Origin of the sequence: Sinomonas atrocyanea (genome assembly GCF_001577305.1) — a bacterium.
GTDB lineage: Bacteria > Actinomycetota > Actinomycetes > Actinomycetales > Micrococcaceae > Sinomonas > Sinomonas atrocyanea.
The window spans coordinates 3,133,264-3,147,732 of sequence record NZ_CP014518.1; the positions used below are offsets into that span (position 1 = coordinate 3,133,264).

Genomic DNA, 14,469 nt, shown 5'->3' on the forward strand with positions numbered 1-14,469 from the left:
TCAGTTGATGATGTCGCCCCGCTCGCCGGTGCGGAGCACCGATAGCCGTTCCCGCCATGCCTGCAGCTGCTCCGGTGTCAGCCGCGCCCACTCGGTAATCTCGCCGACGATACGCAGCGGGTCGCTGCTTCGGTACGACCGGGTGGGGTTGCCCGGGAACTTCTTGTCGGTCACGTTCGGGTCGTCCTCGAACGCTCCGGTGGGCTCGACGGCATACACCCGTGGAATCGCAGCTCCCCCTGCGAGCTCCGCGGCGATCTCGGCCGCGAGGCCGGCTCCGTCGGCGAGCGCGGTGAAGTAGACGTGGTTCATCACGACCTCGGGGCGGTAGTTGGATCGGTAGCCGGCCGTCAGCAGGTCGCCCACCTTCAGGTCGGCGACCGTGCCGTGGAAGAACGGGCCCTCATCGAGCGGTGTGGACACCTGGTCTCCCTGCTGGCTTGAGCTGGATCAGCTTCGCGAGTTCGTACGCCGTGTGGCGGTCATCGTCGTTGGCGACGAAGACCCGGCCGATCAGCAGGGCTGCACTGTGGGGCACATCGATCCGGGTCATGCCCGGTGGCGTATCGCCGTGCCATGCGGGTTCGCAGAGGAGGAAGTCGCGGGTGGCGGTTCCGGTGGTGCGTGTCCCCACGTACGCGAAGTTGGCACCGCTGGTCGGGTCGGTGAACTGCACGCTGTAATAGCGCTGTTCCATCTCGGGCACGTGCAGCACCTGTGGTCCGGCGCTGACATCCAACCAGCCGCCACAGTAGAGGACGCTGTCGGTGCCGGTCGCGATGACGCTGCCGGACAGAGCGGACTGGGACGGGCTCTCCGGCACGGCATAAAGGGTGTTCACCGGGATCGGCCCTCCGCCCAGCCCGCGCCGGACAAAAGTCCGTTTGAAGCCGCCCACCGTGATCCGCGGCCAGAAGTAGATGAAGACGAACGTGCCAATCACCCAGATGGCCACAGCCGTCGCAGCCAGCAGAACAATGGAGCTCAGACCGCCGGCCGCGATCCGCCGGTAGGTCACCCAGGCGAAGATCGCGAGGATGGCGATCGTCACTGGCGTGGCGTATTTCAGGATCAGGCGATTCATCGCTCCACCCGAACGACCGGCGGGACCTCGTAGCGGCCGTCCACGATGGCCGCTCCGGGGAGGTAGGCGCGGAGCATGAGCTTGAACCGGCCAGAGGGCGTCGCCACCCAGTTCTGCGCCGCGCCGGATGGCTCATGCGGCTGGAGCAGGATGTCGACTGAGCCATCGGCGTTCGCCACGAGACCGGAGTGGTCGTTCACGCTTGGCCGTCCCGTGGGGGCGTTGACCATATAGCCGACCGTGTCGGTCGCCGTCAGCGACCAGAAGGCGTCAGTCGGTGGAAGCTGGCCTGCCGGGAAGTGGAGGCGGTACGCATGCTCGCCACTGAGACGGTTCCCCCGGTCATCCGTGGTCGCCGTCCAGTAGGCGGCCTCTTCGAACACGTTGACCACCGGGAGCGCCTTCTGCAGGGCCGCACGAACCAGCAGTCCGTTGCCGGGATGGCCGGCTCTGCGGATCGCGCTCCAGCCGTTGACGGTCTCCGTCTCGGTCCTGGCCACGGCGTTCAGGACCAGGACGGTGGTCAGGTACGCGAAGGTCAGGCCCATGATCAGACCCTGCACTATGCCGGAACCCGCGACCCAGGCCAGGAGGCCGCTCACGATGACGCCCTCATCACAGCGCTCCAGTTGCGAACAGCAGGACAACGGTACGGAACCCACGGCTTCCCCATCTGAGGATCCATGAGCAAGAATCTAGCCTCATTCCCGGCCGGCGGCGCGCCTAGGTGATCTCCCTGAGCAGGGCCTGCAGGCGGTCGAGCGCGGCGTGCGCCTGAGTGGGCAGGTTCTGGGTGATGGCACGGGCGCTGGGGTCGAGCGGCTCTCCCGCGAGCACTGGCACGGCTGCGGGTGCTGCGCCGTCCCCAGTGGCGCCGGCCGCCGTCCGCGCGAGGTCGGCCACCTTCCCGATTTCGGCGGCGAGCTCGACATCGGGCTGGCGCAGCCTGGAAGCGGCGTCGCTGAGGGAGCGCGCCGTCGCGACGATGTTCGCCACGAGGGTGAGGCGGCGCCGGATGGCTCGGGGCCGGTTCTCCCAGATCTGGTACCGGGTGAGAGGCTCGCCGACGAGGACGAGCCGGCGCAGCTGATTGTCGGCGGCGATGACGCGCTCGTCGACGGCATTGGCGCTGACGGAGGCCGGGTCGAGGGCGCGATCGTGCAGCGTGCCGAGCAGGTCGGCGACTGCCGCGAGGACAGAGCCCTGGACCACCTTGATCGTGTCGCGGGTGCTGACCGGCGTGACGAGGAGGGCGACGGCGATGCCGACCGCCGCCCCCGCGGCAGTCTCGTCGAGGCGCAGCAGCAGGAGCTCGTCAGAGAACTGGCCGAGGAGGGCGTACAGCTCGCTGAGCATGATCGTGAGGAAGAAGATCATGTATGCGTAGGAGATGCGCATGAGGTAGTTGCCGCAGAAGATGCTCGCCACGATCACGGCGAGTGCGGCGAAGAGGTTCCCGTTGGTGAGACGGGCGACGACGACGCCGGCGACGAGGCCGCCCAGGGTTCCCGCCACGCGCAGCAGCGATTTGCGGGTGGTGTCGAAGCGGGTGCCGGTTCCTGCGAAGGACACGAACGCGGCGATGACCGCCCAGTAGTAGCGCTGCCCGCTGATGAGGCTTCCGACGAGGATTGCGAGGGTTCCGGCGACCGCGACCTGCACTGCCTGCCTGGTGGCGAACTGCAGCCGGGTGAGTGGGTTCCACGCTGCGCCCCGGGGATCGACCTCGGACGCGACGCTGGGGATTCCGGGCAGCTGCCCGAGGACGAGCCCGGCCGCGGGCACGAACTGCGGCTCGTTCTCCTGCACGGTGCGGCTCAGCACCGGCCGGTTGGGCACCGACGTGACAATGCTGATGCCGCGGTGCAGGTCGGCGGCCGCTGCCTGCACGCTGAGGGGCGCGGCGGAGGCCAGCTCCGGGAGGGCCGGTGCGGCTTCGCGGGCGCGGGCGGGATTTGGGGTGGCGAGCGCGCCCAAGGCCTCCACGGCAGCGGCCCGGATCGCCGGGGCGGCGTCGGTCGCGGCGAGCCGCCTGGTTCCAAGAGTGAGGCGGTCGAGACCGAGCTGCAGTTCGAGCAGCCGCGCACGCAGCGTGGACGCCGTCCATCCCTCGGGGAGCGCCGGAGCGTGAGCGGCCCAGCCGTCGCTCATCAGCGCCGCCTCTGTGGCCCTCGCTCGCGCGCGGAAGATCGCCAACGAGGCGCGGTCCGCCCCCGGGCTGCCCGGATCAGCCTCGAGCAGCGCGATGCAGGCCCGTGCGAGGCCGCGCTGGCGGGCGCTCATGCTTCGGAAGACGGCGGCGAGGGTGCGGCGCGGATGCCGGCGGAAGACGGTGCAGCTCAGCAGCAGTACCACCGCCGTCGCGACGATGATGGCCACGAGCATCGCGGGGAGTGCCGGCAGCGTGGTCTTGAGGAAGGACGCGAAGAAGTAGCCGTTCCACAGCATGAAGCCGTAGAAGAAGTAGCCCAGCCCGAACCGGCGCATCCACACGGCCAGGAACATCACGACGACGAAGCCGACGAGCGAGGCCGGCTGGCTCGGTGCGAGCAGCGTGCCGGCCGTGATGCCCGCGCCCATGGCCAGCGGGAAGTACGCGGCCGTGATCGCGTTGGCCCGGATGCGGTGGTCGACGAGTGCGTTGGTGCCGATCATCGCCACCACGCTGCTGAGCAGCATGAACACGACGGTCCCCTGGGCACCCGCGTGGAGCAGCAGGGCGAGCCCGTAGCCGACGACCATGCACACCGCGACGTTGCCGGCCCCGGCCAGGCCGAGCTGGAGCCTCCCGAGCCCCGGGTCCGAGGCCACGGCGATGTCAGCGACCCGGCGCAGAAGGCCTGGTCGGGAGACCTTCGCGACCTCTCGTGCCTCCGGCGACGTACGCGTCCCGCCCAAAGGACTTACGCCGCGTGGTCGGAGTGGGTTGCCCAGCGCGAATGGCCCGAGGCGCGCCGCTCCGGGCGCCCTGCCTGTGCCTGGGCAGCATGGGCCTTGGCGGCGCGGGCCCCGAGGCGGAGCCCATCGTCACTGATCGGCACCCCGGCCCACTGCTGCGCGTGGGACGGTATGAACACGTCTCCAGCGGGGAATGCCCTCCTGCGCTGCCGCCCGGAGGCGACTGCCCAGACAACCTCGATGTATCCGTCCGTTGCGCCGACCGCGTAGCCATGCACTTCCCGGCTGCCGTCATGGGCGACGACCCTCTGCCCGCCGCTCTGCACCCGACCGGCCCCGGACTTGGTGTCCCTATCAAGCTGTCGCATTTCTGACCTCCACTGCCTACTCCTCATACCCCTGCGACGGCGCATCCATTCAGTGTGCTGCCCCGCTGTGTGGGGTCCAGCGTCTCCGGTCGTGGTCAGGGTCCGTCTGGCGTTTTGGTGGGGTCAGGCGGCCATCTTGCGGCGCATGCGGTCCAGGAGCCGGCGCAGCAGGCGCGAGACCTGCATCTGGGACACCCCCAGCTCCGCGGCGATCTCAGACTGGCTCATCTCGTCCACGAACCGCAGCTTCACCAGCAGCCGATCCTGCTCGCTCGCACCCTCCAGCGCGCACGCGACCATCTGCCGCAGCTCCACCTGCTCGAACCCCGCCTCGACCACCGGGACCAGGTGCGCCGTGCGCTCCCCCTCGCCCTCGCCCGAGGAATCCAGCGGCTCGATCGCCGCCGGGCTCATCGCCGCATCCACCGAGCGGGCCTCCGCGACCTGCTCCGGGCTGGCCCCCGTCGCCTCCCCCAGCTCCGCCAGGGACGGCTCCCGGCCCAGCTCCTGCACCAGCCGGCCACGGGCCTCCTTGACCCCCAGCCGCAGCTCCTGCAGCGACCGCGGCGGGCGCACCACCCAGGACTGGTCCCGCAGATAGCGCTTGATCGTCCCGGCAATCGTGGGCACCGCGAACTGCACGAACCCGTGCCCGGCACCCTCCCGGTACCGCTGCGCCGCCATCACCAGCCCCATCCGCGCCACCTGCCGGATGTCCTCGAAGTCATGCCCGGGCACCCGGTGCCGCCGCGCCAGCGCATCCGCCAAACCCAGATGCTCCACCACCAACGCCCCCGCGCCACCGGACGAGGCACCCTCGCGGCCCCCGGCGAGGACCGTCAGGGGACTCCTCGACTCCATCACAGCTGACTCACTCACAGCGACCTACCCTCTCTGCACCGCCCAGCGGCGGTGCCCGGCGTTGATGCTGGCTACCTCGAAGTCTTCAACGAGACAGACCTGTCTGTTCCGTCACGAGGAGTATGCACCGAGACAGACCTGTCTGTCCAGAGGGCTAGGATGGGCCCATGATGGGTGGAGATGCGGGGCAGGCGGGCAGAGGTGCCGTGCGGAAGCCGGCCAAGGAGCGGATCCTCGAGACCGCCTATGGGCTCTTCGCCAGAGGCGGCGTCCGCGCAGTGGGGATCGACGAGATCATCGCCCACTCCGGGGTCGCCAAGGCGACGTTCTACCGGTGCTTCCCCTCGAAGGACGCCCTCGTCCTGGCGTACATGGACCGCTGGTACCAGGTGCGCCACGATGCCATCGAGGATGCGATCACCCATGCCCACGCGCCTGAGGACGCCCTTCTCGCGGCCTTCAACGTGCTCGACGACTGGTTCAGCCGCGGCGCCGCCGAGGTCAACACCTTCCTCCACGTCGTGATCGAGTTCGGCCCGGAGCATCCCCTCGGTCAGGCCGCCATGGCGCACCTCGCGAACATCCGCGGACGCCTCGCCGCCCTCGCCGAGGGTGCCGGGCTCGAGGACCCGGTGGGCTTCGCCTGGTCCTTCCACATCCTCACCAAGGGCGCCATGGTCGCCTCCATCGAAGGAGACCAGCGCGCCGCTCTCCGCGCGCGGGCCCTCGCGCGGGCACTCATCGACCTCCACCGCCCCGACACGCCCGGGCGTCCGCAGTCGCAGCAAGAGGAAGACGACGAGGTCAAGGTCCTTCGGAAGCACGGCCGCGGCTGAGCGCTCCCCCACGCCGGGAGGCGGCGCTGGCCCGGACGCCGCCCCAAGGTTCGGCATGTATCATCGGGGCGCAAGGTGCCGTTCGTTAGCTGAGGCTCCTTCGCGGACACAAGCCAGCGACCCCCAACGTCGAGAGACGCCACAGGTCAGGACAGGCTGCCCCGGGCTAAGGGGCAACCCCGATTGGCTCTCCGGGTCCTCCCCGGGGTCACGACGCGAAGTGCCAAAGGTCTTACGAGGAAGGGCCCGGCCTCTCTGGCTGGCCGCCTGAAGGCACGCGACCCGCGTCCGGAGGAGGTGGCCGACCGTGTCCAGCGGTGACAGTAGTCCCTCCCCGCATACCTGCTGAGCCGCGCTCAGCCCCTCCGCCAATGCCGCGCGCCCACGTCGCGGCCGCGCTGATCCAAGCCCGGCCCGGCGTGTCCGGGCGCGCCCGCTTCACGATCCCCGGCCACCGCCGGGAGGAAGCAGGTCCCCATGACCCCGATGCCGCACGCCCCCGCGCCCACCCGCCCCGCGACCGAGATGCCCGCTCCCTCCGACTCGGCAGTGCTCGACGCGGCCCATGTCGGCGACATCCACGGAGCCTTCGGCACCATCCGCCTCGACGGCCCCTCCTCGCACTCGACCTGGAAGAGGCGCCTCAAGACGCTCCTGGCGATCGCCGGGCCCGGCCTGATCGTCATGGTCGGCGACAACGACGCCGGCGCCTTCGGCACCTACACCCAGGCCGGGCAGAACTACGGCACCTCCCTGCTGTGGACGCTCCTGCTCCTGGTCCCCGTCCTCTACGTGAACCAGGAGATGGTGCTGCGCCTCGGCGTCGTCACCGGCGTGGGTCACGCGCGCCTTATCCTCGAGCGCTTCGGGAAGTTCTGGGGCGCCTTCAGCGCGATCGACCTGTTCATCCTCAACGCTCTGACCATCGTCACCGAGTTCATCGGCATCTCGATCGGTCTCGACTACCTCGGGGTGCCCAAGGTCCCGGGCGTGCTGGTCTCAGCGCTGGTGGTCGTCGCCGCCGCCAGCACCGGCTCGTTCCGGCGCTTCGAGCGGGTCTGCATGGCCCTCGTGGCCGGCTCGCTCCTGCTCGTGCCGGTGTTCTTCATGGCCCGCCCTGACTACGGGCAGATGGCGCACGACTTCGTGGTGCCCGGCATCCCGGCAGGCTCCGACATCGCGGACGTCACCCTGCTCATCATCGCGATCGTGGGCACGACCATCGCCCCGTGGCAGCTGTTCTTCCAGCAGTCCTACGTGATCGACAAGCGCATCACGCCCCGGTACATGAAGTACGAGCGGGTGGACCTGTGGCTCGGAATCGCCATCGTGGTGCTCGGCGCGGCCGCGATCATCGGCTTCACGGCCGCGACCTTCGCGCACGGGCCCGAGGCCGGCCACTTCACCGACGCCGGCGGGGTGGCCCGGGGCCTGGGCTCGCACGTGGGCCGGCTCGCCGGGATCCTGTTCGCCGTCGCCCTCATCGACGCCTCCGTGATCGGGGCGGCGGCCGTGGGCCTCTCCACCTCCTACGCTCTCGGCGACGTCCTGGGCCTCAAGCACTCTCTGCACCGCAAGCCCAGCGACGCCAAGGGCTTCTACGCCGCCTTCGCGGGCATCATCGCCCTCTCCGCCGTGATCGTCATCATCCCCGGCAGCCCCCTCGGGCTCCTCACCGTGGGCGTGCAGGTCCTCGCGGGCGTGCTGCTGCCCTCCGCCACTGTGTTCCTGCTCCTGCTGTGCAACGACCGGCAGGTCATGGGCCCCTGGGTCAACGGCCGGGCCATGAACGTCTTCACCTCCGCGGTGATCGCCGTCCTGGTGATCCTCTCCGTGGTCCTCACCGCCGCGGTGCTGTTCCCGGACATCAGCGGCGCCGCGATCCTGCAGATCCTGGGCGGCGGGGCGCTCCTTGCCCTGCTCGCGGCGGCAGGGATCGCCGTCGTGCGCCTCCGCGCCGCGGCGAGCGGGAAGGCGGCCCCGGCCGCCCCCGTGGACCGTTCCCAGCGGGCCGCCTGGCGGATGCCGCCGCTGGCGCTGCTGGAGCGGCCCCGGCTGTCCGTGGCCCGGCGTGCGGGACTGAGCGTGCTGCGCGTGTACCTGCTCGTGGCGATGGTGCTCGTGATCGTCCGGGTGGTCCAGCTCGCCGTCGCCGCAGGCTAGACGGCCGGCCTCAGGCGCGCCGGAGCCGGCGCAGCACGAGGGCCAGGCCCACGAAGGCCAGGGCATTCGCGACCAGGATCACGGTCACCGCGGCGGCCGGGCTGGCAGCGTAGGCGGCGCCGAGGATGCCGCCGGCGGCGAGCAGGCCGAGGCCGCGGACGAGGGCGAGCCAGCCGAACGCCACCGCGCGGGAGTGCGAGGGGACCAGCTCGGTGACCACGGCCTTGACGGTGGAGTCCAGCACGCCGTTGACAATCCCCCACACCGCAGCGCCCGTCCAGACCAGCGGGGCGCTGGCGCCGAAGGAGATCGCGGCGACGGCGGCCGCGGCGGGGACGGCGAGGAGCACGAGCGGGCCACGGCGGTCGTAGAGCCGCCCCACCACGAGCCCGCTGAGCCCGTCCACGGCCATCGCAACGGCGAAGACCACCGGGACGAGGGCGTCGCCGAGGAGCCAGGTGGTCTGGGCGCGGAAGGCCATGAGCGGGAACGGCGCGACGCCGCAGGAGAGAACCGCCACCGCGGCCGTGTACTGCCAGAACCTAGCCGGCAGGTGGGCCCGGGCCATGCCCTTGGCGTCCGGGCCGCGGGCGGGGGCGGGAGCACCGCCGTCGTGCTCGTAGACGGCTGGGTCCGGCACGCGGGTGCGCAGCCAGGCGAGCATCGCCAGGACGAGCACCCCGGGGACGGCGAGCACGCCGAAGGCGAGCCGGTAGTCGCCCTCGTTCCAGGCCAGGACGGCTGCCAGGAGCAGGGGCCCGAGCATGGCGCCCGTCTGGTCCAGCGCCTGGTGGACGCCGAAGGCGCTGCCGCGGCCGGTCCTGGTCGAGGCGTGGGAGAGGAGCGTGTCCTTGGCCGGGGAGCGGACGGCCTTGCCGAGCCGCTCGGTGCCGTACAGCAGCAGCGCCGGGGCGATCAGGCCCGTGGCCCCGATGAGCGGGACGCTCAGGACGGTGAGGGCGTAGCCGGTGATGGTCCATGCCCAGTAGTGCTGGGTGCGGCGCACCGCCAGGCCGGAGAGCACGCGCAGGCCGTAGCCGATGAACTCCCCCGCCCCGGCCACCAGGCCCACCACGGTGGCGCTGGCGCCGAGCGTGCCCAGGTAGGGGCCGATGATGCTGCGGGCGCCCTCGTAGACCATGTCCGCCAGCAGGCTCACCACCCCGAAGGCGAGGACGAAGTGCCAGGGGCGCAGCAGGGGCGCGCGCTCCTGGGCGGCGGGGCTGCCGTTCGCCATGCGGGGATCTCCTTGGGGGCGGGGAAGCGGGGCTGGCCGAGGCCGGAGGTCAGACTACCGCGCGGACCCGAGCGCGCGCTGCGCTCACCGGCGGGGATTCACCCGCGCAACACGGGGTCCGTGCTAACGGCCGGCCCCTCCCTGCCGACCTGTCTAGAGGGGGGATCAATATCCACTCCCAGACCAAGGAGGAAAACCTTGTCGTTCTTCACCGCGCTCGTCACGAGCAAGCTTGCAGCCGGGGCGCTGGCCGCCGGCACCCTGGCGGTGGGCGGCACCGCCGCAGCCGCCTACGCCGGCGGCCTGCCCGAGCCGCTCCAGCAGGGCGCACATTCCCTCATCGGCGCCCCCGCTCCCAGCACGCTGACCGGCCGCACGCTGAGGGTCGGGGCGGCGACCGCCGCCCCGACCGACACGGCGTCTCCCAGCTCGTCGGCGAACGGCACGGCGACCGCGTCGCCGACGGACACCGCAGCCCCCGCCCCCTCCCCTACCGAGACGGCCGAGCCTGCCGGCGCGGCGGAGCCGACCGAGACGGCCGAGCCTGCCGAACCGGCCACCGAGGCGGCCCACCCTGCCCCGACCGGAGCGGCCCTGGCCGGCCAGTGCAACGCCTATGCCCACGGCGGCCTCGGCGGCGCCGACCTGAGCGCCGAGTGCGAGGGCGTCGCTGCCCCGGGCAATTCGGCCGCCCACCGCCAGGATGGCGAGGCCGAGCACGGTGCGGGCGCCGCTGCCGGGGCTGCTGCCGCGGCGGCCCAGGCCGCGCAGGAGGCGGCAGCCCACCAGCAGGAAGCCGCACAGGAAGCCGCAGCCCACCAGCAGGAAGCCGCACAGGAGGCGGCTTCGCACCAGCAAGAGGCTGCACAGGAGGCGGCTTCGCACCGCGCCTCTGAGGGCGGCAGCCACCACTGACCTCGGGAGAGCGCAGAAAGGGGGAGGTCGCCAGCCTGGCGGTCTCCCCCCTCTCGCTCGGTCAGCGCCACGTGTGCAGGGCTGCCAGCTTCCGGCGGAACAAACCCCTAGGGAGTCAGGAGCGGTCGGCGGAGCCCTGCCCTGTGGGCCGGCCGGGGCACATGCTGGGGCGGTTCGGTCCGGTGTGCCCGGCCGAGCTTCGCCAGGGCCGAGGAGACGCAGGTCTGGGCGGTCTTCTGGGCCACCGCCATCTCGTGGGCGATCTGCCGGTTCGTCAGCCCGCGGTGCAGCAGCTCGAGCACCCGGGATTCCTGGGGGCTCAGGTCGAGGCCCCGGCGCATGACGGCCTCCTCGATCGCGCCCTCGAGGGCCCACTCCTCGTCCTCGGGATCGAAGAGGAGCTCCCCCGCGGCGGCGCGGCCGATCGCCGCGCCGAGGTCCCCGCCGGAGATCTGCTCCGGCAGGCAGCCGCACGCCCCGGCGAGGACGGCCTCCCGGCGGGCCCTCGCGTCCCGGTCCCCGGCCACGATCACGCAGGTGATCGCCGGGTCCGCCGAGCGCACCTGCAGGCAGACCTCGCCGCCTGTTCCGTCGCCGAGGCGGGAATCCAGCACCGCCACGTCCGGCCGCAGCGCGAGGATCTGGGCACAGGCCTCGTCCGCAGAGCCGGCCTCTCCCACAACGGCCATCCCCTGCGCCTCGAGCAGACGCCTGCGCGTATGCCGGGCCGATTCGCGGCCGCTGAGGAGGTAGACCCGAATCGGCACGCCGTCCGTTCCGCTGCGCCCCATCTGCCTGCTCCCTTCCTTGCCTCCTGATTCAAGTGGACGGCCAACGGGAGCTGCGAAGTAGGGGCAATCGTCCCGGGGTCGGGCCTCGGCGGCGTCCGGCGGCGTCCGGGCGGCGGATTCTTCCCCGGAATGCGCCCTCTCGTAGAGTTGAGGGGTCCCTAGCGCGAGCCGAGGAAAGGCGGGTGGGAGCGTGCGCGCAGCATTCCGGCTCTCCCGCGCCGCCGTGGTCACCGCCGCCACCGTCCTGCTCGCCGTCGCCGCCCACACGGCGGCCGGCGGAGCCGTCCCGGACCCGCTGATCCTGCTCGGGCTGCTGGCCCTGACGCTGCTGCCCACGGCGTGGCTCTCGGGCAAGCGCCTCACCCCCGCCACGGTGCTCGGTCTCCTGGGCACCGGGCAGTTCGTCCTGCACTCGGCCTTCGACGGCCTCTCCGAGTCCGCGGCCTCCCTGCAGCTCTCCCCTGCCGCCGGGCACGTCCACGTCCTCGGCGCGGCCTCGCCGGGCGCCCCGGTCGGCCACGTCCACGGGTACAGCCCGGAAATGCTCGCCGCGCACGCGCTCGCGACCCTCGCTGTCGGCCTCCTGATCGCCAGGGGCGAGGCAGCCCTGTGGGCGCTGCTGGCGTGGCTGAGTCCCCTCGTCCGCCTGCTCCTGGTCCGCGCGCTCGCGCCCGCCGCCGCTCTTCCGGCCTACGCCCCGAAGGCGTTCCCGAAGATCTGGCGCGGCCTGCGGCTTCCAGCCCTCCGCGGCCCACCGGCGTCCGCCGCCGCCTGCTGAGGCGGCCTCCGGACACCCGCACACCCGGCGGGCAGCCCATGCCTGCCCGCCTCCGCCCCGGCGCGAGCGCGCCCGGGCGGGCCAAGACGAAGGCCAGGAACACCCATGAAGAGCTCCTTCCGCCGCGCCCTCACGGTCGCGGCCACCACCGCAGCGACCGCCGCACTGATCGGCACCGGCGCCGCGGCCGCCAACGCCCATGTCTCCGTCAGCCCGGACGACACCGGCGCCGGCGGGTTCTCGCACCTCACCTTCAACATCCCCAACGAGTCCCCGACCGCCAAGACCACGAAGGTCGAGGTCAAGCTCCCCACCGACACCCCGTTCACCTCGGTCTCGGTCAAGCCGGTCGAGGGCTGGAGCGCCCAGGTGGTCACCACCACCCTGCCCAAGCCGGTCACCGTGGCCGGCGCAACCGTCACGAAGGCCCCCACCGAGGTGGTCTGGACGGCCGACGCCGCCCACGAGATCGGCCCCAACGAGTACCAGGCCTTCTCCCTCTCCGTCGGCCGGCTCCCCGCCGCCGGCACCACCGTGGTCCTGCCCGCGACCCAGACGTACACCGACGGAAAGGTCGTCACCTGGGACCAGAAGGCGGAGGCGGGCAGGGAGGAGCCGGAGCACCCCGCGCCGTCGTTCACCACCACCGCGGCCGACGACGCCGCCCCGAGCCCATCGGCATCACCGCAGACCGCTGCCCCGGCCTCCCAGACCACGGACGCCACCGCAGCCTGGGGCCTCGGGCTCGGCGTGCTCGGCGCCGTCCTCGGTGCCGCCGCCCTCGGGCTCGTCCTGGCCGGCCGCCGCCGGGCCGCGAAGTAAGGGGGACGAGCCATGCGCACCACTGCACGTGCCCGCCTCCTGCGCACCGCCGCGAGCGTCCTCGTCGCCGCGGCCGCCCTCCTCCCGGCCCCAGCGGCCCAGGCGCACGACGTCATCGAGTCGACCAACCCGGCCGACGGGTCCACTGTGGCGACCCTGCCGGCGTCGGTGGTCCTGACGTTCGACCACACGCCCATCGGGGTGGGCACCGAGATCCTCGTCAAGGACCCCACCGGGACCAACCAGGCGGACGGGCCGGCGAAGATCGTGGACACCAGCGTCACCCAGCCCCTCAAGTCCGGCGCCCCCGCCGGGAAGTACACCGTGGTGTGGCGCGTGGTCTCGGCGGACTCCCACCCCATCGAGGGCACCTTCACGTTCACGGCCAAGGCCGCTGGCGGCGCTGCGGCTGCGGCCTCGGGGGCCCAAAGCGCGGGGGCCCAGAGCACGGGGGCCGCGCAGTCGGCCCCTGCGCAGGCCGCCCCCGCGTCGGGCTCTTCTGCCTCCGGCTCCTCCGGCGGCGCGATGGCGCTGTGGCTGGGCATTGGCGCGGCCGTCCTGGTGCTGGTGGCGCTGGCGGCGTTCTTCGTCCGGCGGGCCCTCAGGCCCGGCCTGGAGGAGTAGCCTCCGCCCGACACCCCGGGAACCCGGCCTCGGGTTCCTGGGGTGCCCCGGCCGGTCACGCCGAGCGCAGCTCGGCCTCGAGGCGTTCCACGTCTGCGCGGTGGCACAGCTCGGTGGCCGGGGTCATCACGGCCGCGCTCCCGGCAGCCACGGCGGCCCTGAAGGCCTCCCCGGCGGGGCGTCCCTGCGCCATCCGCAGGACGAATGCTGCCATGAAGCTGTCCCCGGCGCCGACGGTGCTGACCACCGGCACGCTGGGGACCCGCAGGCGCAGGACGCCGGAGCTCGACGCCAGGGCGGCGCCCCGCGCGCCCAGGGTGAGGGCGACGTACTCGGCTGACCCTCCGGAGACCAGCGCGGCGGCCGCGTCCATCTGGTCCTGTTCGCTCTCGAGGGCCCCGCCCGCGTGCTCCGCGAGCTCGCGCAGGCTGGGCTTGACCAGGAACACGCCCTCACTGAGGGCCCTGCCGAGGGCGGAGCCGGAGGCGTCGACGAGGCAGCGCGCACCGTTCTCCCGCGCGAGGCGGGCCACCCGGGCATAGAAGTCGTCCGGCACCCCCGGCGGCAGGCTCCCGCTGGCCACCACGTACCCGCCCCGTGGGACCGTGTGCGCCACGAGATCGAGGCAGCTGACCCACTCGGCCTCGCTGAGTTCAGGGCCCTCCAGCACGAACCGGTACTGCCGGCCGCTCGAGGTCTCGTCCACGGTGAAGTTCTGGCGCGTGCTGCCCCGGATGGGCACCACGAGGCTGGGGACGCGCTCGGCCTCGACGAGACGGCGGTAGGCCTCCCCGGTGGGGCCGCCCGCGGTGAACAGGGCCACGCTGCGCCCTCCGAGCCGCTGGATCACCCGGGCCACGTTCACGCCGCCCCCGCCCGGGTCCACCCGGCTGGCACCGCACCGGAGCTTGTGGCTGCTCTCCACCTTCGCCGTCGCGGTGCTGATGTCCAGGGCCGGGTTGACCGTCAGCGTCAGGATCTGCCTCGCCCCGGAGGGCTGTGCCCCTTCCATGGCCACAGCTTACGGACCTCCGCAAGGGTGCGTACTGGGCCAGTGGCGGCCGCCGGCGAGGGTACGTACACCTTCTGGGA

Annotated in this window: 15 protein-coding genes and 1 riboswitch; of the genes, 6 read left to right on the forward strand and 9 right to left on the reverse strand. The window is 72.3% G+C overall.

The features are described 5' to 3' along the window. From arr to SA2016_RS14400, 6 genes are all read right to left on the reverse strand, one after another. Positions 1 to 423, reverse strand: coding sequence for an NAD(+)--rifampin ADP-ribosyltransferase (gene arr, locus SA2016_RS14375; RefSeq protein WP_066499282.1), 423 nt, complete (start codon positions 421 to 423; stop codon positions 1 to 3). Beyond that, the gene (locus SA2016_RS14380) at positions 404 to 1,084 is read right to left on the reverse strand and encodes a DUF1254 domain-containing protein (RefSeq protein WP_066499285.1); all 681 of its coding nucleotides are present in this window, start codon (positions 1,082 to 1,084) and stop codon (positions 404 to 406) included. The genes arr and SA2016_RS14380 overlap by 20 nt, the downstream gene beginning before the upstream one ends. Then, positions 1,081 to 1,632: a DUF1214 domain-containing protein gene (locus tag SA2016_RS14385; protein WP_066502619.1), complete on the reverse strand. Its 552-nt coding sequence runs from the start codon at positions 1,630 to 1,632 to the stop codon at positions 1,081 to 1,083. The genes SA2016_RS14380 and SA2016_RS14385 overlap by 4 nt, the downstream gene beginning before the upstream one ends. A gap of 175 nt (positions 1,633 to 1,807) precedes the next feature. After that, positions 1,808 to 3,895, reverse strand: coding sequence for an FUSC family protein (locus SA2016_RS14390; protein ID WP_066499288.1), 2,088 nt, complete (start codon positions 3,893 to 3,895; stop codon positions 1,808 to 1,810). 92 nt (positions 3,896 to 3,987) lie between these two features. Then, on the reverse strand, positions 3,988 to 4,350 hold the full coding sequence (locus tag SA2016_RS14395; protein WP_066499291.1) for a hypothetical protein: 363 nt from the start codon (positions 4,348 to 4,350) through the stop codon (positions 3,988 to 3,990). Positions 4,351 to 4,473: 123 nt separating this feature from the next. Continuing rightward, positions 4,474 to 5,229, reverse strand: a complete 756-nt coding sequence (locus SA2016_RS14400; protein WP_157089136.1) for a sigma-70 family RNA polymerase sigma factor — start codon at positions 5,227 to 5,229, stop codon at positions 4,474 to 4,476. A 188-nt stretch (positions 5,230 to 5,417) separates the two neighbouring features. Here SA2016_RS14400 and SA2016_RS14405 point away from each other — a divergent pair, with 188 nt between their 5' ends. Both SA2016_RS14405 and SA2016_RS14410 read left to right on the forward strand, forming a co-directional pair. Continuing rightward, positions 5,418 to 6,047 carry a TetR/AcrR family transcriptional regulator gene (locus SA2016_RS14405; RefSeq protein ID WP_257125772.1) on the forward strand — a complete coding sequence of 210 codons (630 nt, stop codon included), beginning with the start codon at positions 5,418 to 5,420 and terminating at the stop codon, positions 6,045 to 6,047. Positions 6,048 to 6,121: 74 nt separating this feature from the next. After that, a riboswitch (M-box (ykoK) riboswitch) is annotated at positions 6,122 to 6,296 on the forward strand. Positions 6,297 to 6,524: 228 nt separating this feature from the next. Next, positions 6,525 to 8,210, forward strand: a complete 1,686-nt coding sequence (locus SA2016_RS14410; protein WP_244932829.1) for an NRAMP family divalent metal transporter — start codon at positions 6,525 to 6,527, stop codon at positions 8,208 to 8,210. Positions 8,211 to 8,220: 10 nt separating this feature from the next. Here the strand turns inward: SA2016_RS14410 and SA2016_RS14415 are convergent, their stop codons facing one another. Continuing rightward, on the reverse strand, positions 8,221 to 9,447 hold the full coding sequence (locus tag SA2016_RS14415) for an MFS transporter (protein ID WP_066499295.1): 1,227 nt from the start codon (positions 9,445 to 9,447) through the stop codon (positions 8,221 to 8,223). A 198-nt stretch (positions 9,448 to 9,645) separates the two neighbouring features. Here SA2016_RS14415 and SA2016_RS21510 point away from each other — a divergent pair, with 198 nt between their 5' ends. Beyond that, positions 9,646 to 10,362, forward strand: coding sequence for a hypothetical protein (locus tag SA2016_RS21510; protein ID WP_066499298.1), 717 nt, complete (start codon positions 9,646 to 9,648; stop codon positions 10,360 to 10,362). 107 nt (positions 10,363 to 10,469) lie between these two features. Here the strand turns inward: SA2016_RS21510 and SA2016_RS14425 are convergent, their stop codons facing one another. Beyond that, positions 10,470 to 11,153, reverse strand: coding sequence for a response regulator transcription factor (locus tag SA2016_RS14425; protein ID WP_066499300.1), 684 nt, complete (start codon positions 11,151 to 11,153; stop codon positions 10,470 to 10,472). A 190-nt stretch (positions 11,154 to 11,343) separates the two neighbouring features. Here SA2016_RS14425 and SA2016_RS14430 point away from each other — a divergent pair, with 190 nt between their 5' ends. The 3 genes from SA2016_RS14430 (at position 11,344) to SA2016_RS14440 (ending at position 13,377) form a co-directional block, all read left to right on the forward strand. Beyond that, positions 11,344 to 11,931, forward strand: coding sequence for a hypothetical protein (locus SA2016_RS14430; protein WP_066499302.1), 588 nt, complete (start codon positions 11,344 to 11,346; stop codon positions 11,929 to 11,931). A 105-nt stretch (positions 11,932 to 12,036) separates the two neighbouring features. Then, positions 12,037 to 12,753, forward strand: a complete 717-nt coding sequence (locus tag SA2016_RS14435; protein WP_066499304.1) for a YcnI family copper-binding membrane protein — start codon at positions 12,037 to 12,039, stop codon at positions 12,751 to 12,753. A 12-nt stretch (positions 12,754 to 12,765) separates the two neighbouring features. Beyond that, positions 12,766 to 13,377 (forward strand): copper resistance CopC family protein, encoded by a 612-nt coding sequence (locus tag SA2016_RS14440; protein ID WP_066499305.1) that lies wholly within the window; start codon positions 12,766 to 12,768, stop codon positions 13,375 to 13,377. Positions 13,378 to 13,432: 55 nt separating this feature from the next. On the opposite strand, the gene SA2016_RS14445 is transcribed toward SA2016_RS14440, so the two are convergent. Further along, on the reverse strand, positions 13,433 to 14,389 hold the full coding sequence (locus SA2016_RS14445; RefSeq protein WP_066502625.1) for a 1-phosphofructokinase family hexose kinase: 957 nt from the start codon (positions 14,387 to 14,389) through the stop codon (positions 13,433 to 13,435). Positions 14,390 to 14,469 lie beyond the last annotated feature (80 nt).

Coding starts and splice junctions, on each gene's coding strand:
- SA2016_RS14385 (WP_066502619.1), bottom strand. CDS start 1,632: ATGGGCCTGACCTTCGCGTACCTGACCACCGTCCTGGTCCTGAACGCC.
- SA2016_RS14440 (WP_066499305.1), top strand. CDS start 12,766: ATGCGCACCACTGCACGTGCCCGCCTCCTGCGCACCGCCGCGAGCGTC.
- SA2016_RS14435 (WP_066499304.1), top strand. CDS start 12,037: ATGAAGAGCTCCTTCCGCCGCGCCCTCACGGTCGCGGCCACCACCGCA.
- SA2016_RS14395 (WP_066499291.1), bottom strand. CDS start 4,350: ATGCGACAGCTTGATAGGGACACCAAGTCCGGGGCCGGTCGGGTGCAG.
- SA2016_RS14410 (WP_244932829.1), top strand. CDS start 6,525: ATGACCCCGATGCCGCACGCCCCCGCGCCCACCCGCCCCGCGACCGAG.
- SA2016_RS14445 (WP_066502625.1), bottom strand. CDS start 14,389: ATGGAAGGGGCACAGCCCTCCGGGGCGAGGCAGATCCTGACGCTGACG.
- SA2016_RS14425 (WP_066499300.1), bottom strand. CDS start 11,153: ATGGGGCGCAGCGGAACGGACGGCGTGCCGATTCGGGTCTACCTCCTC.
- SA2016_RS14415 (WP_066499295.1), bottom strand. CDS start 9,447: ATGGCGAACGGCAGCCCCGCCGCCCAGGAGCGCGCGCCCCTGCTGCGC.
- SA2016_RS14380 (WP_066499285.1), bottom strand. CDS start 1,084: ATGAATCGCCTGATCCTGAAATACGCCACGCCAGTGACGATCGCCATC.